The sequence below is a fragment of the Pseudomonas oryzihabitans genome (assembly GCF_024652905.1).
GTDB classification, from domain to species: domain Bacteria; phylum Pseudomonadota; class Gammaproteobacteria; order Pseudomonadales; family Pseudomonadaceae; genus Chryseomonas; species Chryseomonas benzopyrenica.
The window spans coordinates 667,679-687,632 of record NZ_CP102428.1 but is presented as its reverse complement, the minus strand read 5'-3'; the positions used below and the strand labels follow the sequence as shown (position 1 = coordinate 687,632).

16 protein-coding genes are annotated in these 19,954 nt (G+C 68.2%); 6 read left to right on the top strand and 10 right to left on the bottom strand.

Translation table 11 applies throughout. From position 1 onward, the window contains the following. Nucleotides 1-72: 72 nt before the first annotated feature. Nucleotides 73-981 (top strand): LysR family transcriptional regulator, encoded by a 909-nt coding sequence (locus NRG74_RS03275; RefSeq protein WP_184286867.1) that lies wholly within the window; start codon nt 73-75, stop codon nt 979-981. Between the two features lie 66 nt (nt 982-1,047). Here the strand turns inward: NRG74_RS03275 and NRG74_RS03270 are convergent, their stop codons facing one another. The 4 genes from NRG74_RS03270 to NRG74_RS03255 form a co-directional block, all read right to left on the bottom strand. Further along, a complete protein-coding gene (locus NRG74_RS03270; RefSeq protein ID WP_017642155.1) occupies nt 1,048-1,494 on the bottom strand; it encodes an Hsp20 family protein in 447 nt (148 codons plus the stop codon). A 129-nt stretch (nt 1,495-1,623) separates the two neighbouring features. Continuing rightward, nucleotides 1,624-1,782: a hypothetical protein gene (locus NRG74_RS03265; RefSeq protein ID WP_007160293.1), complete on the bottom strand. Its 159-nt coding sequence runs from the start codon at nt 1,780-1,782 to the stop codon at nt 1,624-1,626. Further along, nucleotides 1,779-2,363: an alpha-ketoglutarate-dependent dioxygenase AlkB family protein gene (locus tag NRG74_RS03260; protein ID WP_160923508.1), complete on the bottom strand. Its 585-nt coding sequence runs from the start codon at nt 2,361-2,363 to the stop codon at nt 1,779-1,781. The genes NRG74_RS03265 and NRG74_RS03260 overlap by 4 nt, the downstream gene beginning before the upstream one ends. 3 nt (nt 2,364-2,366) lie before the next feature. Further along, nucleotides 2,367-2,633, bottom strand: coding sequence for an aspartate-semialdehyde dehydrogenase (locus tag NRG74_RS03255; protein WP_257705686.1), 267 nt, complete (start codon nt 2,631-2,633; stop codon nt 2,367-2,369). 250 nt (nt 2,634-2,883) lie between these two features. Between NRG74_RS03255 and rapA the strand changes: the two genes are divergently transcribed. Further along, nucleotides 2,884-5,718 carry an RNA polymerase-associated protein RapA gene (gene rapA, locus NRG74_RS03250; protein ID WP_257705685.1) on the top strand — a complete coding sequence of 945 codons (2,835 nt, stop codon included), beginning with the start codon at nt 2,884-2,886 and terminating at the stop codon, nt 5,716-5,718. A 389-nt stretch (nt 5,719-6,107) separates the two neighbouring features. On the opposite strand, the gene dhbA is transcribed toward rapA, so the two are convergent. The 4 genes from dhbA to NRG74_RS03230 are packed head-to-tail and all read right to left on the bottom strand — an operon-like array spanning nt 6,108 to nt 10,555. Continuing rightward, nucleotides 6,108-6,863 (bottom strand): 2,3-dihydro-2,3-dihydroxybenzoate dehydrogenase, encoded by a 756-nt coding sequence (gene dhbA / locus NRG74_RS03245; RefSeq protein ID WP_059315463.1) that lies wholly within the window; start codon nt 6,861-6,863, stop codon nt 6,108-6,110. Nucleotides 6,864-6,873: 10 nt separating this feature from the next. Beyond that, complete coding sequence (locus NRG74_RS03240) at nt 6,874-7,737, bottom strand: isochorismatase family protein (RefSeq protein WP_257705684.1); 864 nt, start codon at nt 7,735-7,737, stop codon at nt 6,874-6,876. Between the two features lie 8 nt (nt 7,738-7,745). Then, nucleotides 7,746-9,371, bottom strand: coding sequence for a (2,3-dihydroxybenzoyl)adenylate synthase (locus NRG74_RS03235; RefSeq protein WP_257705683.1), 1,626 nt, complete (start codon nt 9,369-9,371; stop codon nt 7,746-7,748). Continuing rightward, entirely contained in the window at nt 9,368-10,555 is a 1,188-nt protein-coding gene (locus tag NRG74_RS03230; RefSeq protein WP_257705682.1) for an isochorismate synthase, read from the bottom strand. The genes NRG74_RS03235 and NRG74_RS03230 overlap by 4 nt, the downstream gene beginning before the upstream one ends. Before the next feature lie 283 nt (nt 10,556-10,838). Here NRG74_RS03230 and fepB point away from each other — a divergent pair, with 283 nt between their 5' ends. Further along, entirely contained in the window at nt 10,839-11,807 is a 969-nt protein-coding gene (gene fepB / locus NRG74_RS03225) for a Fe2+-enterobactin ABC transporter substrate-binding protein (protein ID WP_064308276.1), read from the top strand. Nucleotides 11,808-11,869: 62 nt separating this feature from the next. Here the strand turns inward: fepB and entS are convergent, their stop codons facing one another. Further along, the gene (entS, locus tag NRG74_RS03220; protein ID WP_017642145.1) at nt 11,870-13,099 is read right to left on the bottom strand and encodes an enterobactin transporter EntS; all 1,230 of its coding nucleotides are present in this window, start codon (nt 13,097-13,099) and stop codon (nt 11,870-11,872) included. A 126-nt stretch (nt 13,100-13,225) separates the two neighbouring features. Between entS and fepD the strand changes: the two genes are divergently transcribed. Genes fepD through NRG74_RS03205 form a run of 3 tightly spaced genes read left to right on the top strand, consistent with a single transcriptional unit; the run spans nt 13,226 to nt 16,019 of the window. Further along, nucleotides 13,226-14,221, top strand: a complete 996-nt coding sequence (fepD, locus tag NRG74_RS03215) for a Fe(3+)-siderophore ABC transporter permease (RefSeq protein ID WP_257705681.1) — start codon at nt 13,226-13,228, stop codon at nt 14,219-14,221. Then, on the top strand, nt 14,218-15,216 hold the full coding sequence (fepG, locus tag NRG74_RS03210) for an iron-enterobactin ABC transporter permease (protein WP_160923500.1): 999 nt from the start codon (nt 14,218-14,220) through the stop codon (nt 15,214-15,216). Before fepD ends, fepG begins: the two co-directional genes overlap by 4 nt. Further along, nucleotides 15,213-16,019, top strand: coding sequence for an ATP-binding cassette domain-containing protein (locus tag NRG74_RS03205; RefSeq protein WP_257705680.1), 807 nt, complete (start codon nt 15,213-15,215; stop codon nt 16,017-16,019). The genes fepG and NRG74_RS03205 overlap by 4 nt, the downstream gene beginning before the upstream one ends. On the opposite strand, the gene NRG74_RS03200 is transcribed toward NRG74_RS03205, so the two are convergent. Next, the gene (locus NRG74_RS03200; RefSeq protein WP_257705679.1) at nt 16,016-19,954 is read right to left on the bottom strand and encodes an enterobactin synthase subunit F; all 3,939 of its coding nucleotides are present in this window, start codon (nt 19,952-19,954) and stop codon (nt 16,016-16,018) included. The two genes, NRG74_RS03205 and NRG74_RS03200, sit on opposite strands and share 4 nt — an antisense overlap.

The following is a 19,954-nucleotide window of genomic DNA, read 5'->3' as shown; positions in this document are numbered from 1 at the left end:
GCCCTAACCCTAGGCCCACGGCCCCTATTGAGCTATACAAAGACCTCAATCCACCCATCAGGAATTCTGATAATGCTGCCTACGGACGGCCTGCCCGAACCCAAGCTGTTGATGCTGTTCGAGGTGCTCTATCGCACCGGCAGCGTGACCCGGGCCGCCGAGCAACTGGGCCAGAGCCAGCCCACCATCAGCCTTTGGCTCGGCAAGCTGCGGCAGCAATTGCGTGATCCGCTGTTCGTGCGCACACCGGGCGGCATGAAGCCCACGCCGCAAGCCGAGGCCCTGATCACGCCCTGTCGGGAAGTGCTCGAATCCCTGCGTCGGCTGGTGGCTTGGGAGGTCGCCTTCGAGCCCGCCACCGCCCAGCGGCTGTTCCGCCTCTGCCTGAGCGATGCCAGCCACATCACCCTGCTGCCACGGATATTGGCGCAGCTGCGGGAGGTGGCGCCCGGGGTACGCCTTGAGGTCGCCCGGATCGACGGCAATACCGAACAGGCCCTGGAGATCGGCGAAGCCGACCTGGCGATCGGCTTCATTCCCTGGCTGGGCGGCAGCCTCTATCAGCAACTGCTGTTTCCCCAGGACTGGGTCTGCCTGGTCAGCGCCCGCCATTCCCGCCTCGGCGAGCGCTTGACGGCCACGGCCTACGCCGAGGAGGGCCATGTGCTGGTCAGTGCCGGCACCGGGCAGAAGCTGCTGGAAGCAGGCCTGGTCAGAGCCGGGGTGCAGCGCCGCATCGTGCTGGAGCTACCGGGCTTTCTGGGGGTTGGCGCGGTGGTGGGCAGCTCCGACCTCATCGTCACCCTGCCCCGGCATATCGGCACCACTCTGGCGGCCACCTACGGTCTCAAGGTCCATGAGTGCCCGGTGCCGATCGAGGGTTTCGCGGTCAGGCAGCACTGGCATGCGCGCTATCACCAGGAGGCCGGCAATCGCTGGTTGCGTGGGGTGCTGCTGGAGCTCTTCGGTCACAGCCGCTAGCGCAGCGGCCAGAAACGAAAAAGCCCCAGCTCAGGGCTGGGGCTTTAGGGCAGGACGCCTGGACGATCAGTTGTCCAGGGCCGGGCGCTGGCCGGAGATGGCGATGCGCTTGGGCTTGGCTTCTTCCGGGATCACCCGCACCAGCTCGATGCTCAGCAGGCCGTGCTTGAGATCGGCACCCTTCACCTCGATATGGTCGGCGAGGCGGAAGGAAAGCTTGAAGGCGCGCTGGGCGATGCCCTGATGCAGGAAGGTCACGCTCTCGGCGCTGTTTTCGCGCCGGCCACCCTTGACGGTGAGCACGCCACGCTCGACTTCGATGTCCAGGTCATCTTCCTGGAGACCGGCGGCGGCGATCACGATGCGATACTGGTCGTCACCGTGCTTCTCGACGTTGTAGGGCGGATAGGAGCTGCCAGCGTCGTTGCGCAGCGCGGATTCGAACAGGTCGTTGAACCGGTCGAAGCCAACGGAATGACGGAACAGCGGGGCCAGGGACAGTACATTGCTCATGGTGAATCTCCTGATAGGTTCAGCAAGTTTCGTTGTTGCCTGCGGGACCCGACTTCGGCATCCCGCACGAACCTAGATAGGAATTCCCCAAAAAATTTCAAGGGCCAATCCCGACGAACGGTAGTGCCGCTATTTCTTCTTCGGCTTGCGCTTTTTCTTCTTGGCCGCGGTCAGCGGCAGCGCCTGCTCGAAGGCCGAGCGCACCTCCTGCAGGCGACGCTCCTTGAGGTCGTGGATGCGCTTGCCGCGCTCGGTGGTGAAGTCGATGAGATTGCTGTCGTCGCTCATGGGGCTATCCGGCGAAAGGTGAGATTCAGCCGCACCCCGCTGGCTTTGCGGGTCTTGGCGATCTGGTGCTGCCAATGATGCTGGGTCGCGCCGCCCATGACCAGCAGGCTGCCGTGACCGAGCTCCAGGGAATGGCCGATGCGGCTGGTGCCCTTGCGGCGGAAATCGAAACGTCGCGCAGCGCCCAGGTTGAGCGAGGCGATAAGCGGATTGGCGCCGAGACTGGCCTCGTCATCGCTGTGCCAACCCATGGAATCCTGGCCGTCGCGATAGCGATTGAGCAGCACGCCGTTGAAGGCCTGACCACAGGCCGCCGCGACGGCGTCGCGAATCCGCTGCAACAGCGGCGTCCAGGGCAAGGCGGCATGATCCAGGCCCGCATAGCCGTAGACCACGCCGGGATCGGCGTACCAGGCCACCTGCCGCGGCACCGGGTGCCAGCGCCCGAAGACCCGCACCTGCGGCTGGCTCCAGGGGGTTTCGTCCTCCAGCTGCTGCAACCAGGCGTCGGCTTGTTCCAGAGGTAGCCACTGCGGGTAGAAGGCCAGCTCGGCGTCTTGCAGCTCCAGGTGCTCGACCATGGGCTAGACCCGCAGATCCACCTGGACGCCCACCTGCTCCGGCTCTTCCAGGGCCTGGGCACGTTCGGCGCCGAGGCCCTGGCGCAGGGCCTCGCGCTGCCGGCGACGACGACGCGCCTCGCGATCCAGAGTGGCTTCGTCCTCCAGGGGCGCATGGGCCGTCTCGGCCGGCGGTTCCACGGGCGCCACCGGGGCCACGGGTGGGCGTACCGGGGCCGGGTCCAATTGGTTCGGCGGGGTCACGCCAAGGGGTGGAATGATGGGGATCATGACAAGCACCTCGAATTTAGCGAACTGAGAGCCTGTTCAAAATCTGCTGCGCGTCGGCCAAACCGCGTTGAAAATGCCTTCGGAATGCTCATTTACCACTCGTAAACTCCGCTTCCTCAGGCCTTTTCGCCTTGTTTGGCTCTAGCTCGCGAGATTTTGAACAGGCTCTGCGTCAAAACAGCAGGTTGGGCTTATGACTCCGCTTTGGCTAAAATAGCCGGCTTTTTGATAGCAGGGGAGAGGCTTCTACATGGCGTCACATCAACCGGGACAACGCTGGATCAGTGACAGCGAGGCCGAACTGGGCCTGGGAACCATCCTGGCCCTGGACGGCCGCCTGCTCACGGTGCTCTATCCAGCCACCGGTGAGACGCGCCAGTATGCTCAGCGCAATGCGCCCCTGACCCGGGTGCGCTTCGCGCCGGGCGACGAGGTGACCCATTTCGAGGGCTGGAAGCTCACCGTGCGCGAGGTCTCCGAAGCGGATGGCCTGCTGACCTACCACGGCTTCACCGCGGAGCGCGAAGCACGCAGTGTGCCCGAGGCCCAGCTGTCGAACTTCATCCAGTTCCGCCTGGCCAGCGACCGCCTGTTCGCCGGGCAGATCGATCCCCTGCCCTGGTTCGGCCTGCGCTACCACACCCACGAGCACCGCAATCGCCTGCTGCAGTCCAGCCTCTGGGGCCTCGGCGGCACCCGCGCCCAGCCGATCCCGCACCAGCTGCACATCGCCCGCAGCGTGGCCGACCGCGTCGCGCCGCGCGTCCTGCTGGCCGACGAGGTGGGCCTGGGCAAGACCATCGAAGCCGGCCTGGTGATCCATCGCCAGCTGCTCAGCGGTCGCGCCAGCCGGGTGCTGATCCTGGTCCCGGAAAATCTCCAGCACCAGTGGCTGGTGGAGATGCGCCGCCGCTTCAACCTGGAAGTCGCGCTGTTCGACGCCGAACGCTTCATGGCCAGCGAAGACGGCAATCCCTTCGAGGATGCCCAGCTCGCCCTGGTCTCCCTGGACTGGCTGGTACGCGACGAAAAGGCCCAGGATGCCGCCTTCGCCGCCGGCTGGGACCTGCTGGTGGTCGACGAAGCCCACCACCTGGTCTGGCACCCCGAGGGCGCCAGCCGCGAATACAGCCTGGTCGAACAACTGGGCGAGGTCATTCCCGGCGTGCTGCTGCTGACCGCGACCCCCGAACAACTCGGCCAGGACAGCCACTTCGCCCGTCTTCGCCTGCTCGACCCCAGCCGCTTCCATGACTTCGCCGCCTTCCAGCAGGAGTCCCAGCACTACCGCCCGGTGGCCGAAGCGGTACAGGAACTGCTCGATGCCGGCGCCCTGAGCCCGGCGGCCCAGGACGCCATCGGTGGCTTCCTCGGCCAGGAAGGCGAGACCCTGCTGGCGGCGGCTGCAGCCGGCGATGCCGAGGCCCGCGCCCGCCTGGTGCGCGAGCTGCTGGATCGCCACGGCACCGGTCGCGTGCTGTTCCGCAACACCCGCGCCGCGGTCAAGGGTTTCCCCGAGCGCGAGCTGCACGCCCATGCCCTGCCCTTCCCGGATGCCTATCTGGACGAAGGCGTCATGCCCGGCCAGTCGCTGCAACCGGAAACCGAATTCGCCCCGGAAGACGACAATGATCGCTGGTGGCGCCACGACGGCCGCGTCGAGTGGCTGATCGATACCCTCAAGGCGCTCAAGCCGCATAAGGTGCTGGTCATCTGCGCGCGCATGGAAACCGCTCTGGATCTGGAAGACGCCCTGCGCCTCAAGTCCGGCATCCCGACCACGGTGTTCCACGAGGGCATGAGCATCCTCGAACGCGACCGCGCCGCCGCCTACTTCGCCGACGAGGAATTCGGTGCCCAGGTGCTGATCTGCTCCGAGATCGGCAGTGAAGGCCGCAACTTCCAGTTCGCCCATCACCTGGTGCTGTTCGACCTGCCGGCCCACCCGGACCTGTTGGAGCAGCGCATCGGCCGCCTGGACCGGATCGGCCAGCGCCACACCATCCAGCTACACGTGCCCTACCTCGAAGGCAGCCGCCAGGAACGCCAGTTCCAGTGGTACCACCAGGCACTGAACGCCTTCCTGGCCACCTCGCCCACTGGTAGCGCCCTGCAGGCACGCTTCGCCAGCGAACTGGAAGAGCAATTGGCCGGCGGCGATGACGCCACCTGGCAGGTGCTGCTGGAACAGGGCGCCCAGGCGCGCGTGGCGCTGGAAACCGAGCTGCACAACGGCCGTGACCGCCTGCTGGAGCTCAACTCCTCCGGCGCCGGTGCCGGCGAGCAGCTGGTCGAGGACATCCTCGAACAGGACGATCAGTTCGCCCTGCCGATGTACATGGAAGAGCTGTTCAATGCCTTCGGCATCGACAGCGAGGACCACTCCGACAACGCCCTAATCCTCAAGCCCAGCGAGAAGATGCTCGACGCCGGCTTCCCCTTGGGCGACGACGAAGGCGTGACCATCACCTACGATCGCAACGTGGCCCTGGTTCGCGAGGACATGCAATTCCTGACCTGGGAACACCCCATGGCCCAGGGCGGCATGGACCTGGTGATGTCCGGCTCCATGGGCAACACCGCCGTGGCGCTGATCAAGAACAAGGCGCTCAAGCCGGGCACCGTGCTGCTGGAACTGATCTACATCAGCGAGGCGGTGGCGCCGCGTGCCCTGCAACTGGGTCGCTACCTGCCGCCGCTGGCGATCCGCTGCCTGCTGGACGCCAACGGTAACGACCTGGCCGCCCGGGTGGCCTTCGAGACCCTCAACGATCAGTTGGAAAGCGTGCCACGCACCAGCGCCAACAAGTTCGTCCAGGCCCAGCGCGACTCCCTGGCCAAGCTGATCGGCGGCGGCGAAGGCAAGGCCCTGCCGCGCCACGAGGAACGCGTGGCCAAGGCACGCCAGGCGTACCTCTCGGGCATGGACGAGGAAATCGCCCGCTTGGAAGCCCTGCGCGCGGTCAACTCCAGTGTCCGCCAGGACGAGATCGACCGCCTGCGCCAGCAGCGCGAAGAAGGCCTGACCTACCTGGACAAGGCCTCGCTGCGGCTGGAAGCCATTCGGGTGCTGGTGGCGGGTTGAGTGGAACGGCTTCGTTAACGAAGCCCTTCAGTGATACCTAGCGCGGCCATGGGCCGCTCCTACAGAACCGTAGGAGCGGCCCATGGCCGCGATTCGTTTGATAGGGATGTTGGGCTTCGCTCACGCTCAACCCAACCTACGGGCCTACCGGTTCGGCGTCATCCCGTAGATTGGGCTGAGACAGCTCCGCCGTAGAAGCCCAACACAGGCGGTCGCCGGATAACGCCTATTGGGCTTCGCTAGCGCTCAACCCAACCTACGGGTCTATCGTCTCGGCGTCATCCCGTAGGTTGGGCTGAGACAGCCTCATCGTCGAAGCCCAACACAGGCGGTCGCCGGATAACGCCTGTTGGGCTTCGCTAGCGCTCAACCCAACCTACAGAAACCCCTCACGCCGCCAGGGTCGCGCCGCCGTCCACCACGATGTCCTGCATGGTGATATGGCTGGCCAGGTCCGAGGCGAGGAACAGCACGGTGTTGGCGATCTCGTCGGGCTGGGCGATCTTGCGCAGCGGGATGCCGAGCTTGAAATCCTCCGGCAGGCCGTCCACCAGGCGCTGATAGCCTTCGGGCGAGCCGAGCATGCCGGCCAGCATGGGGGTCGCCGTGGAGCCGGGCGAAACCACGTTGCAGCGCACGCCCGAGCCCGCCAGTTCCAGGGCCACGCAGTGGCTCAGGGACACCAGCGCCGCCTTGGAGGTGCAGTAGCCGGCCATCTGCAGGCGCGGCACATGGGCGGCGTTGGAGGCGATGTTGACGATGGCGCCGCGGCCCTGGGCCTTGAACAGCGGCACCAGCTGGCGGAACAGGTAGAAGGGGCCGGAGACGTTAACGTCCAGCAGCGCCTGCCAGTCGTCCAGGCTCAGGCTGTCGCTGGTGCCCAGGCGCAGCACACCGGCGCCATTGACCAGCACGTCCAGGCGCCGCTCTTCGGCCAGCAGGGCCTGGCAGACGTCCTCGACCTGAGCCGCGTCGGCAACATCCAGCAGTTGGGTGCGAAAGGGATAGCTGCTCTCGGCGAATTGCCGGTCGAGGCCGATCACCTCGGCGCCGGCCGCCTGGAAGCGGCGTGCCACCTGCAGGCCGATGCCCTGCCCTGCGCCGGTCACCCAGACGCGCTTGCCAGTGAAATCCAGTTGCGTCATCAGCGGCTCCCTAGGCGCGAGCGCGCAGCAGATCCAGCCAGCCCTGCAGGGTCGGCTGGGCGGCGAGATCGGCGAAGGTGACAGGCAGGCCGCGCTTCTGCCATTCCCCCACCAGGGTCATGACCTGCACCGAATCCAGACCGAAGTCGGTGAGGTTGTCGTCCAGCGCCGGCTCCTCGTCGTCGGCATCGAGCAGCGGCTGGACCTGGGCGCGCAGCCAGGCTTCGTCCAGCACGACCGCGCCCGCGCCGGTGACCTGGGCGGTGCTCAGGGTGCTGCCACAGCGAGTGGCCACGTAGCGTAGCGCCATGCGGTGCTCTTCTTCGCTGAAGTCGGCCACGGCGTCGCCGATCAGGAAGGCCTGGATGTCTCTCATGAAGGCGTCGGTACAGGTGGTCAGGCAGCCGATGTGGGCATAGACGCCGCAGACGATCAGCTGGTCGCGCCGCCACTCGGTCATCAGGTCCTGCAGGTTGGAGCGGTGGAAGGCGCTGTAACGCCACTTGGTCAGCACCACGTCACCGTCCTTGGGTGCCAGTTCGTCCACCACCTGCTGCAGTGCGGGATCGGCCTGGGTCAGACCCGGACCCCACATGTCGTTGAGCAGAGCGCGATCGGCCGGCGGCTGGTCGGTGGGCTGGGCGGTATAGACCACCGGCACGCCCTGGGCGTCGGCCCAGGCGCGCAGGGCGGCGATGTTGGCCACCACCTGGTCGATCAGCGGGCTGCTGTCGCCATAGAACTCGACGAAATAGCGCTGCATGTCGTGGATCAGCAGCACGGCGCGGTCGGCCACGGGCGTCCAGGCGACCTTGTTGGCGGGAAAGCCATCGGGCTGGGGCAAGGGATAGGAGGCAAGACGGGGAATAGCCATGGGAAACCTTAGAGACGCTCGGTGGAAGGGGTCTGCAGCTGCTCGCGCAGGCGGCGCTTGTCGATCTTGCCGACGGCGGTGAGCGGCAGCTGGTCGAGGAACTGGAAACGGTCGGGCAACTTGTATTCGGCCACGCCCTGCTCGCGCAGGTAGCGGCGCAGGGCCACCGGCTTGAGCGCCGGGTCGCTGACCACCAGGCAGGCACAGCTCTTCTCACCCATCAGCTCGTCGGCGATGGCCACCAGGGCCGCGTGAGTGATACCGGGATGGCGCAGCAGCAGGCCCTCGATCTCGGCCGCGGCGATCTTCTCGCCCCCGCGGTTGATCTGGTCCTTCACCCGGCCGACCACCTTGAGGTAACCGGCGGCATCGCGCTGGACCACGTCGCCGGAGAAGTAGAAACCCTCGGCATCGAACACCTGGGCATTGTGCTCGGGGCTGCGGTAGTAGCCGCGGAAGGTGTAGGGGCCCCGGGTGGACAGCAGACCAGGTTGGCCATCGGGCACCGGCTGGCCGTCTTCGTCGGTGATGCGCACCTCGTCATCCGGACTCATGGGCCGGCCCTGGGTGGTGAAGAGACGCTCGGGTTCGTCGTCCAGGCGGGTGTAGTTGACCAGGCCCTCGGCCATGCCGAACACCTGCTGCAGCTGGCAACCCAGTTCGGTGGGCACCCGTCGGGCCTGGGCCTCGGCGAAGCTGGCACCGCCCACCTGCACCATCCGCAGGCTGGCCAGGCGGGCGCGCTGCTCAGGCGCCGCCGCGGCCTGCAGCCAGAGCGCCACCGCCGGGGGCACCAGGGCCACCCAGTCCACCTGATGGCGCTCGATCAGCGCGAAGCAGCGCAGCGGCTCGGGATCGCGGGCCATGACCACGCAGCCGCCGGCGATGAAGACGCCCAGGGCGCCGGGCGAGCTGAGGGTGTAGTTGTGCCCCGCCGGCAGGGCGCAGAGAAAGCGCGTCGCCGGGGTCAGCTGACAGATCTCGACGCTGCGTCTGAGGCTGTAGTAGTAGTCGTTGTGGGTGCGCGGGATCAGCTTGGGTGTACCGGTGCTGCCACCGGAAAGCTGGAAGAAGGCCACCTCGCCACCCGCGGTGGGCGTCAGTTGATAACCCTCCAGGGGGGTATCCAGGCGCTGCTGCAGGCTGCGTGCATCCTGCGCGCCGTCCAGCAGCACTTCGCTCAGCCCGGGCGCCACGTCACGCAACTCGGAGACAAAGGTATCGTCACGGAACAGGTTGTGCTCGGTGGAAGCGATCAACAGCCGCGGCTGGATCTGCCGCGCATAGGCCAGCAGCTCCAGCTTCTGGTGACTGAACAGCGCATTGACCGGGGCGATGCCGGCCTTGAGCAGGGCAAAGAACACCACATGGAACTCGGCCACGTTGGGCAGCTGCACCAGCGCCGTGTCGTGGCGGTGCAGACCGGCGGCCTGCAGGTGGGCGGCCAGGCGACTGGAGCGCTCGTCCAGCTCGGCATAGCTCAGCTGCCGCTCGCCACAGAGGATCGCCGGGGCGTCCGGCAGGGCCGCGCGACTGCGGGCCAGGATCTCGGTCATCGGCAGGTCGGACCAGTAGCCGAGGGCCCGATAGCGGGCGGCCAGGTCTTCCGGCCAGGGGGTGAATTCCAGACTCACGTGGGGTTCTCCTCGTCGAGCAAGCCACAGGCGGCGCGCATGGTGCCCAGTTTGGCGGTGACCTCGGCCCATTCCGCCGCGGGGTCGGAGGCTTCGACGATGCCGGCGCCGGCGAACAGCCGCAGCCAGTCGCCCTGCACCGTGCCACAGCGGATGGTGACTACCCACTCGCCGTTGCCCTGGGCATCGCACCAGCCGACCATGCCGGTGAACAGGCCACGGTCGAAGGGCTCGATGCGCTCGATCAGCTGGCGCGCGGCCACCGTCGGAAAGCCGCAGACCGCCGGGGTCGGGTGCAGCCGGCAGGCCAGTTGCAGCGCCGAGGTGCGGCGGTCGGCCAGTTCGCCGTCGATGGCGGTGGACAGGTGCCACATGGCGTTGGTGCTGAGCAGCGACGGCGCCTCGGGCACGTCCAGGCGGCTGCACAGCGGCGCCAGCTGCTGGCGGATGTCCTCGATCACCAGGCGGTGCTCGTAATGGTCCTTGCTGGACTCCAGCAGTTCGCGGGCGACGCGCTGATCTTCCCGGGGGTCGGCGTGACGCTTGGCCGAACCGGCCAGGGGATTGGTATGGACTAGCGCGCCCTGCTTGCGCACCAGCAACTCGGGGCTGACCCCGACCAGCTCGCCGCCCTCGGCGGTAGGGATGCGGAATTGATAGCCGGTGGGATTCTGCCGCGCCAGATTGGCGAGGATGGCCTCCACGTCGGCGGGCTCGGCCAGCTGGACTTCCTGGATGCGCGACAGCACCGCCTTGCTCAGCTCACCGCGGCGGAAGGCCTCGATGGCCTCCTCCACCGCCAGGCAGAAGCCGTCCGCGCTGGGCAGGTTGCGCACCTCGAGCACCTGCGCCGGGGTGACCGGTGCGCTGCTGACCGGTGCCGGGCGCGCCATCCAGGCATGCTCGCGGGGCACATAGAGGCAGGAGGGCTTGGTGGTATCGAAGGGAATGGCGCCCATGATCACCGGCTCGGCGATGCCGGCCTGACGGGCACGGGCGAAGGCCTCTTCCACGGCATGCAAAAACAGACTGTCCCGGTGCGCGCCGCCGCTGGCTGGCGTCTCGACCCGGGCACAGATGCCGCGTCCGCGCAGGACACGGTCACCCGACTGGAACAGGAAGGCGGCCTGCTCCTGCTGCTCGGTGGCGATCTGCCCGACCACGTCAGCCCTTTTACTCGACATTGCTACGGACCTCTACACAAATGATAATGCTTATCAATAAGCAGAAATTAACTTTTGTATCAGCGGAAGTCAATTCGTTAGCTGCCAAACGGTTTCCCTCTACAGCACGCAACCCTTTGATCTGGTCGGCAAATCGCCACTGGGCAGAACATCGGCAAGACTGTCGGACCGCTCTGGCCTTCCGCTTTGCGCGCGCTCGCCCCTGGCCGCCATCGACAGCCCTTGCTGTAGCGAGGTGCATCTTTGAAAATGAGAGTGATTATCTTACAACCGGAAGGCGTCCATGTTCAGCTCGTCGTCAGTGTTTCGCATTCTCACCCCGCTGATCCTCGCCATTCTGGCGCTGGGCGGTACCGCCCGCGCGGCGGACTGGCCCCGACAGATCAGCGCCGACGGCAATCAGGTGACCCTGCCGGCCAAGCCGCAACGCATCGTTTCCACCAGCGTCACCCTCACCGGCGCCCTGCTCGCCATCGGCGCGCCGGTGGTGGCCAGCGGCGCCACCTCGCCCAACAACAGATTCGCCGATGACCAGGGGTTCCTGCGCCAGTGGGGGCAGGTCGCCAAGCAACACGAGGTGAAGCGGCTGTACATCGGCGAGGCCAATGCCGAGGCGGTGGCCGCCGAGGCGCCGGACCTGATCCTGGTCAGTGCCGCCGGTAACGACTCGGCGCTGCGCCTGGTCGATCAGCTCAAGGCCATCGCCCCGGTACTGGTGGTGGGCTACGACAATCGCAGCTGGCAACAGGTGGTGGAACTGCTCGGCCAGGCCACCGGTCGCGAGGACGCTGCTGCCAAGGTAGTCGCAGATTTCGACCGGCGGGTCTCCGACCTCAAGGCGCGCCTGCAGCTACCGCCGCAACCGGTGTCCGCCTTCGTCTACAACCCGGCGACGCGCCAGGCCAATCTCTGGACCGCGGCCTCGTCCCAGGGCCAGTTGCTGGAAAGCCTGGGCTTCACCCTGGCGACGCTGCCGGCCGGGCTGACCACGGGACACAGCCAGGGCCAGCGCCACGACATCCTGCAGCTGGCCGGCGAAAACGTCGCCACCGGCCTCACCGGCCAGACCTTTCTGCTGTTCGCCGCGGACACCAAGGAAGCCGAAGCGGTACGCGGCAATCCGCTGCTGGCGCACCTGCCGGCGGTCAAGGACAACCGCGTGGAAGCCCTGGGCGCCGAGACCTTCCGCCTCGACCCCTACAGCGCCAACCTGCTGCTGGATCGCCTGGAACAGCGCTACGCCAAGCCTTGAACCGAGAAATCGTGGAAAACGCTACGCGGTTTTCCACACTACGCAAGACGCACCGGAGCGGATCAGGCGCCGAGGCTTTCCGCCCGGCGCAGGCCGCGGGCCAGCGCCCAGCAGAGGGCGGCCACCCCGGTGGCGACCAGACCAAAGACGCAGGCCGCTTGCGCCGGCAGCAGCAGGCTGGCCAGGCCGCCGAACAGCGCTGCGCCGATGGCCTCGCCGCCGATGTTCTGCGCCGTCCACAGCGCATTGATGCGCCCCAGCAGGCGATCCGGGGTCAGGCGCTGGATCAGCGCGTACTGCACCAGGGAATTGAGCGCACCCAGGTAGCCGAACAGCACCAGGCACAGCGCTGACAGCCAGAAGCCGGGCAACAGGGCGAACACCGCCACCGCCAGAAAGGTGGCCACCGCGGTCATCAGCAGGGTACGGCCGGGGCGTGGTGCCTGGTTCAGTCGACCACTGGTGAGGGCGCCGATGGCCGCGCCCAGGGGTGCGGCGGCATAGAGCCAGCCCAGGTGTCCGGTATCCAGCCCCCAACTCTCGCCCAGCGACGGATAGAGCACCCGCACCGCATTGGCCATGGTCACCAGGGCGCCGACCAGGGCGACCGCGCCCAGCAGGCGATTCTCGAAGAGGAAGGCGATGCCGCCTCCCAGGGCCTGCCAGGGCGTTTCGCGCGGCTGTTCCGGCGGGGGCAGCGGCGGCAGGCGCAGTAGCACCAGCAGGGTGATGAGGGTGCCGCCGGCGGTCAGCATGTAGTTCCAGGCCACGCCGCTCTGGGCGATCAGCAAGGTGCCCAACGGCGGCGCGACGATGGCCGCCACCCGCACGCTGAGCATATTCAGCGCGCCGGCCTGCACCATGGACTCCCGACCGACCAGGATCGGCGTCACCGCCAGCAACGCGGTGACGCCCAGGGCACCAAAGAAGCCATCCCACAGCGCCAGCAGGTAGATGGCCGTCAGCGATGGCTCGGGCAGGCTGGCGTTGACCGCCAGGCCGATGAAGCCCAGGCCGCAGATGGAGCGGGCGGCGAGGATCAGCCGGCGCCGCTCCAGGCGATCGGCCAGCACCCCGCCGGTGAGCAGGCCGACGAACATGCCGATGCCGGCCATGCTCAGCGCCAGGCCCACCTTGAGCGGCGAGTCGGTCAGGGCCTGGACCTGAATGGGTATCGCCACGGCCAAGAGGCCGAGGGACAGCACGGACACCAGACGGGCGATGAACAGGGTACGAAAGGCGGCGTGGGACCTGAGCAGGCCGAAGTCGAGCAGAAAGGACGTCTTGGACATGAATCACCGGAAAAACACAGGGGACGCTATCGAGCCGCCGAGGCAAGGCTGTTAGCATGTAACACAGACTATCATGTGTTAATACGCCTTGTTCTCATCCACTCCCCTTCCTGTCGGTCGTCCCGGATGACCAGGCGCCGCCTCTTCATCCTCGGCTGCGCCGCCCTCCTGCTGCTGCTGGTGATGGCTGCCAGCCTGGCGCTCGGCGCCACCGCCATACCGCTGGCCGACGTCTGGCAGGCGCTGGGCCACAGCTGCAGCGAGCCGACCTGTCTGATCGTGCGCGAGGCACGGCTGCCACGGACCCTCGCCGGTCTGCTCGCCGGCGCGGCGCTGGGCGTGGCCGGCACCCTGATGCAGGCGCTGACGCGCAATCCCCTGGCCGACCCGGGCATCCTCGGCGTCAATGCCGGTGCCAGTTTCGCCGTGGTGCTGGGCATCGCCCTGTTCGGTGCCAGCGGTCCAGAGCAGTACCTGGGCTTCGCCTTCGGTGGCGCCCTGCTGGCCAGCCTGGTGGTACTGCTGGCCGGCATCGCCGGTGGCGGTGGCTTCAACCCGATGCGCCTGGTGCTGGTCGGGGTGGCCCTGGGCGCCATGCTCGAAGGTGTCAGCTCGGGCATCGCCCTGCTCGATCCCCAGGTCTACGATCAGCTGCGATTCTGGCAATTCGGCTCGCTGGACGTGCGTCAGCTGGAGCTGCTGCGCAGCGCCAGCCCGCCGGTACTGGGCGGGGTGGCTATCGCCCTGCTGCTGGCTCCGGCACTGAATGCCCTGAGCCTGGGCACCGACCTGGCCGTGGCCCTCGGCACCCGGGTCCGTCAGACCCAGTTGCTCGGCTTGCTGGCCATCACCCTGCTCTGTGGCGCCGCTGCCGCGGCGGTCGGACCCATCGCCTTCGTCGGTCTGATGGTGCCGCACCTGGGCCGCTGGGCCATCGGCGAGGACCATCGCTGGCTGCTGCCCTTCGTGCTGCTGTTCACCCCCAGCCTGCTCCTCACCGCCGACATCGTCGGCCGCCTGCTGGTCACCAACGAGCTGCGCGTCTCGGTGGTGACCGCCTTTCTTGGCGCACCCCTGCTGATCTGGCTGGCGCGCCGTCAGCGCCAGGGAGGTCGAGCATGAACCGCCCCGGTCGCCTGCGCCTGCCCGCCGTGCTGCTGGCCCTGCTCGGCGGCGCGCTGCTGCTGGCGGTGTTCGCCCTGGGTAGCGGCAGCCTGGCCCTGAGCCCTGCCCAGGTAGTGGCCGCCCTGCTCGGCGAGGCGCCGCGCGGTATCGAACTGGTGGTCACCCAGTGGCGGCTGCCGCGGGTGGCCCTGGCACTGCTGATCGGCGCCGCCCTGGGCCTGAGCGGCGCGTTGTTCCAGTCGTTGCTGCGCAATCCCCTCGGCAGCCCGGACATCATGGGCTTCAACACCGGCGCCTACAGCGGGGTGCTGGTCGCCCTGGTGCTGTTCCAGGCCAGTATCCTCTGGAGCACCACCGCCGCCCTGATCGGCGGTCTGCTCAGCGCCGCCCTGGTCTATGCCCTCACCTGGCGCGGCAGCGGCGTGGATACCTTAAGACTCATCATCGTCGGCATCGGCGTGCGCGCCCTACTGATGGCGCTCAACACCTGGCTGATCGTGCATGCCTCTCTGGAAGCCGCCTTCAGCGCCGGCCTGTGGAGCGCCGGCTCGCTCAACGGCCTGACCTGGGCCAAGGCCTGGCCGGCGGTGGTCTTCATCCTGCTGGCGGGTGCGGCCAGCCTGGCGCTGAGTCGCCGGCTGTTCCTGCTGGAGATGGGTGACGACACCGCCTGCGCCCTGGGTGTGCCGGTGGAACGCACCCGGCTGTCGCTACTGGGCCTGGGCGTGGTGCTCACCGCCGCCGGCACCGCGGTGGCCGGGCCGATCTCCTTCATCGCCCTGGCCGCACCGCAGATCGCCCGCCGCCTGACCGGTACCCAGCGCCTGGCGCTGCCCGCCGCCGCCCTCACCGGCGCGGTCCTGCTGCTGGGCGCCGATCTGATCGCCCAGCGCCTGTTCCTGCCCTATGTCCTGCCGGTGGGCTTGGTCACGGTGAGCCTGGGCGGGCTCTACCTGATCGGCCTGCTCATCTGGGAGTCCCGCCGCTCATGAACGACGCCCCTTCCTCGCGCCTGCACGCCGAGCGCCTGACCCTGGGCTACGGCCGCAAGCTGATCGCCGAGGACCTCTCGCTGACCATTCCCGATGGCGAGCTGACGGTCATCATCGGCCCCAACGGCTGCGGCAAGTCGACCCTGCTGCGTACCCTGAGCAGGCTGCTGGCGCCCAGCCAGGGCCAGGTCTGGCTGGACGGCCAGGCGATCCAGAGCTATCGCACCAAGGAGGTCGCTCGCCGGCTGGGCTTGCTACCCCAAAGCTCCCAGGCCCCGGGCGATATCTCGGTGCGCGATCTGGTGGCCCGCGGGCGCTATCCACACCAGACCCTGTTCGGTGGCGTACGCGGCGACGATGAGCGTGCGGTGACCCACGCCATGCAGGCCACCGGCGTCTTCGAACTGGCCGACCGGGCGGTGGACACCCTCTCCGGCGGCCAACGCCAGCGGGTATGGATCGCCATGGCCCTGGCCCAGGAAACACCCCTGCTGCTGCTGGACGAACCCACGACCTGGCTCGATATCACCCACCAGATCGACCTGCTGGAATTGCTGGAAGACCTCAATCGCCAGCAGGGCCACACCCTGGTGATGGTGCTGCACGACCTCAACCACGCCTGTCGCTACGCCACCCACCTGGTGGCCATGCGCGACGGCAAGGTACTGGCCACCGGCCGCCCGCGCGAGGTGGTCACCCCCGCGCTGATCAAGGCGGTCTACGACCTGGACTGCCTGATCATCGACGACCCGGTGGCCGGGACACCCATGGTGGTGCCCCTGGCACGGCGCTCGGCTGGCTAGAGTCCTTTCAGCGCCCGATTCAGCACCGGACCGATCTGCGCCAGCTGGGCCGGGGCGATGATGTCGACATGGGCGCAATCCACCTCATGGGCCTGCAGGCGGGTGATCCAGGGCGCCCAGGTGGCCTTGACGTCCATTCCCGCCGGCAGGGTGCGGCGGGCGACGAACATCAGCGCCTCGCCGTCGAAGCGAGCGCTGCGCGCCGTGGCCAGCAGCCGCACCGAATCGGCGTAGTTGCCCTCGATGGTGGCGAACAGCTCGGCCCCCTCCCCCAGCGCCGGATCGGTCAGCCCCTGCTGGGCGGCGAGAAAGGCCTCGCGTTCGCGATTCACCTCGGCCAGCACCTCCGGATCCAGCTCGCGCTGGCCCCCGCGCTCCTGCCAGTTCTGGGTTTCCGGCGGATAGGTATCGAGCAGGCCGAGGAAGGCGACCTCTTCTCCTGCCGCCTGCAGTCGCGCCGCCAGGCCCTGGGCCAGGGTACCGCCCAGGGAATAGCCGAGCAGATGATAGGGGCCCTGCGGCTGCACCTCGCGCAGGGTGCGCAGATGGCGCTGGATGACGGCTTCCAGATCGGCGCCCTGGGCCAGGGGGCCGTCCGGACGCGGCGACTGGATACCGAGCAACGACCAGCGCGGATCCAGGTGCCGAGCCAGCACGCTGAATTGCCAGGCGAAGCCCGAGGCCGGATGGAAACAGAACAGCGTGGGACCGTCGCCCGGGCGCAGCGGCAGCAGGGTCTCGAAGCCCGCACGGGTCTCGCGGGCCGCGTCCTGCTCCAGCTGGCGCGCCAGGCGGGCGACACTGGAGGCCACCATGATCTGGCCCATGGACACCGGCTGCCCCAGCCGCCGCCGCAGATTGGCCGCCAGGGTCATGGCCAGCAACGAATGACCGCCCAGGGCGAAGAAGTCGTCGTCCGCGCCACCGATGGCGCAGCCGAGCACCTCGGAAAAGGCCGCCGCCAATTCACTCTCCAGCCCCGGCGCCAGGGGTCGGCTCGCGGCCCTGGCCACGCCCTGGGGCGCCGGCAGAGCCTTGCGATCCAGCTTGCCGGTGGCCCCCAGGGGCAGGGTGTCCAGCTCCACCAGGGCCACTGGCACCAGATGCGGCGGCAGGCTTTCGCCCAGGCGCGTGCGCAGGCGCTCCAGGTCCAGTGCGGCGCCCGGCTGGGCGATCAGATAACCCACCAGTTGGCGGGCATCGCCACCTGCGCTGTTGGCCGCCTCGCCCAGCACCCGGGCATGGGTGACCGCCTGGGCCACGCCTGGCAGCGCCAGCAGGGCATGGTCGATTTCCGCCAGTTCGATGCGCTGCCCGCGCAGCTTGACCTGGTCGTCGCTGCGCCCGAGGTACTCGACGACGCCCTCAGGCAGCCAGCGCGCCACGTCGCCGGTGCGATACAGCCGCTCGCCCTGCCCGTCCGGCGCGGCGATGAAGCGTGCGGCGGTCAGCTCCGGTCGGCCCAGGTAGCCATCGGCGAGTTGCACCCCGCTCAGATAGAGCTCCCCCGCCACACCCGGCGGCACTGGCCGCAGGCGTTCATCGAGGATGTGCAGCCCGGTATTCCACACCGGCTTGCCGATGGGCACGCTGCTGCCGGTGACGGCCGCCAGGGCGGCGCCATGGGCCGGATGGTAGGAGACGTCCACTGCGGCCTCGGTGGGGCCATAGAGATTGTGCAGGGGCGCGCCGACCCGGCGCTCCCAGGTACGGGCCAGCTCGGTGGGCAGGGCTTCGCCGCTGCAGAACACCTGACGCAGGCTGGCGCAGCGGGCCACCGCGGCCGGCTCGTCCAGGCTGGCGACGAAGGCCGCCAGCATCGACGGCACGAAGTGCACCGTGGTCACCCGCTCGCGAGCGAACAGCTCCTGCAGCGCCGCGGGATCGCGATGAGCCTCGGGCGGCGCCAGGTACAGCCGGGCGCCCACCAGCAGCGGCCAGAAGAACTCCCAGACCGAGACATCGAAGCTGCTCGGCGTCTTCTGCAAGACGGTGTCGCCGGCGCCGATGGGATAGCTGTCCTGCATCCATAGCAGGCGATTGACGATGGCCGCATGCCCCACCACCACGCCCTTGGGGCGACCGGTGGAGCCGGAGGTATAGAGCAGATAGGCTGGATCGCCGGGGCGCGGCCCTTCGAACACCGGATCCTGGTCCACCCCCTTCAGGGGCGCATCCAGGATCAGCACCTGGCTATCGTCCAACCCCGGGAAACGCCCGCGTTGGCTGGCATCGGTCACCAGCACCCGTGGCCGGGCGTCGTCGAGCATCAGTTGCAGGCGCTCGTCGGGATAGCCGCTGTCCAGCGGCAGGTAGGCGGCGCCCAGTTCGATCGTGGCCAGCAGCGCCAGGGACAGGAACACCGAACGCGGCAGGGCCACGGCAACGATATCGCCCCGCCCTACCCCGGCCGCGCTCAGCCGTTGGGCCAGGGCCAGCACCTGCTGGCGCGTTTCCCGATAGCTGAAGGCGTGCTGCAGATCGGCCAGCGCCGGAGCCTCGGGGGTGCGCGCCGCCTGGTCGGCCAACAGGGTCGCCAGGGTGGTCGCCGGTAGCGCGCGCTCAGTGGCGTTGATCGCGGCCAGCCAGTTCCGGTCTGCCGGGGCCAACAGGTCTGCCTCACCCAGGGTAAGGCCAGGGTGATCGGCCAATTGCTCCGCCAGCAGCCCGAAGCGCGCGGCGTGTCCCTGCAGCAGCTCGGCGGCATAGCGCTCGGCATTGCCCAGCAGCTTGATGTCCAGGGCACCGCTCGCCTCCAGGTAGAGGGCGATCTCCAGGTCGCGCACCGGCCCCGAGGCCAGTTCGTGGGTGATGCCCGGCACCCCGGCGAAATCCAGGGCGAAATCGAACAGCTTGAGGTTGATGACCGGTCCGGTCAGCGGCTCGGCATCGCCCGGCCGGCCGAGATCGCGGGCGATCTGCTCGGCGTCGTAACGCTGGTGGCGACGCACCTTCTTGAGCTCGGCGGCCAACCCGGCAGCCAGCTCCGGCAGCCTCTGGGTCGAGTCGATACGCACGCCCAGCGGTAGGACGTTGAGGGTCGCGCCACCGGATTTGAGCGCCACCGACCCCATGCGTCTCATGAAGATGAAGCCGGCGCTGAAGGCCGGTTGCCCGCTGAGACGGGCGAACCAGGTGGCGGCCAGGGCCACGGCCAGATCCGCTGGCGTCACCCCTTGGGCCTTGCCCTGTTCGGCCAGTCTGGCGAAGACCTCGGCAGGTACCTGGGCGCGCGCCTCCACTACCCGCGGCGTGGGCACCTGTCCCGACAGGCCACCCGGCGCCAGGGAGGCCGCCGGCGGCAAGGCCGCGCCGCGTTCGCGCCAGAAGGCTTCGTCGCGCTCGCGGACGGCCGACTGCTGATAGTCCTGATACTCGCGCACCACCTCGGCGAAGGAGACGAAGGGCGAGGCCTCGGCCGTCTCACCGCGTACCGCGGCGCTGTACAGGGCGGCCACCCGCTTGGCCAGGGCGGCGAAGCCATAGCCGTCGATCAGCAGGTGGTGATAACGCTGGTACCAGAACAGGTGATTGTCGCCTAGCTGGTAGATCCGGTTGAGCCACAGCGGACCGCCACTGGTGGCTCTCAGGTCGCCGTCGAGATCGGCGCGGATGGCCGTTCGCGCCGCATGCTCGGGATCCGCCGCATCGCGCAGATCCAGCCACTCGGGCGCAGTGATCACCGCATCGCTGTCGATCCACTGCATCAGTTCGCCCTCACGCTCGGCGAACCTGAGCTGGAGGCTGTCCAGTTCGCCGAGGCCCTGGACGATGGCCAACAGCAGCGCCTGGGCGTCGAGCGGCCCGCGCAACTCGACCAGATGGGCCACGGCGAAGGCATTGGCATGGGGCGACAGCTGATCGGCCATCCAGATACCGGGCTGGGCGGCGACCAGGGGCAGCTCGGGAAAGACGCAAGAGGGCGTAGAGGACAC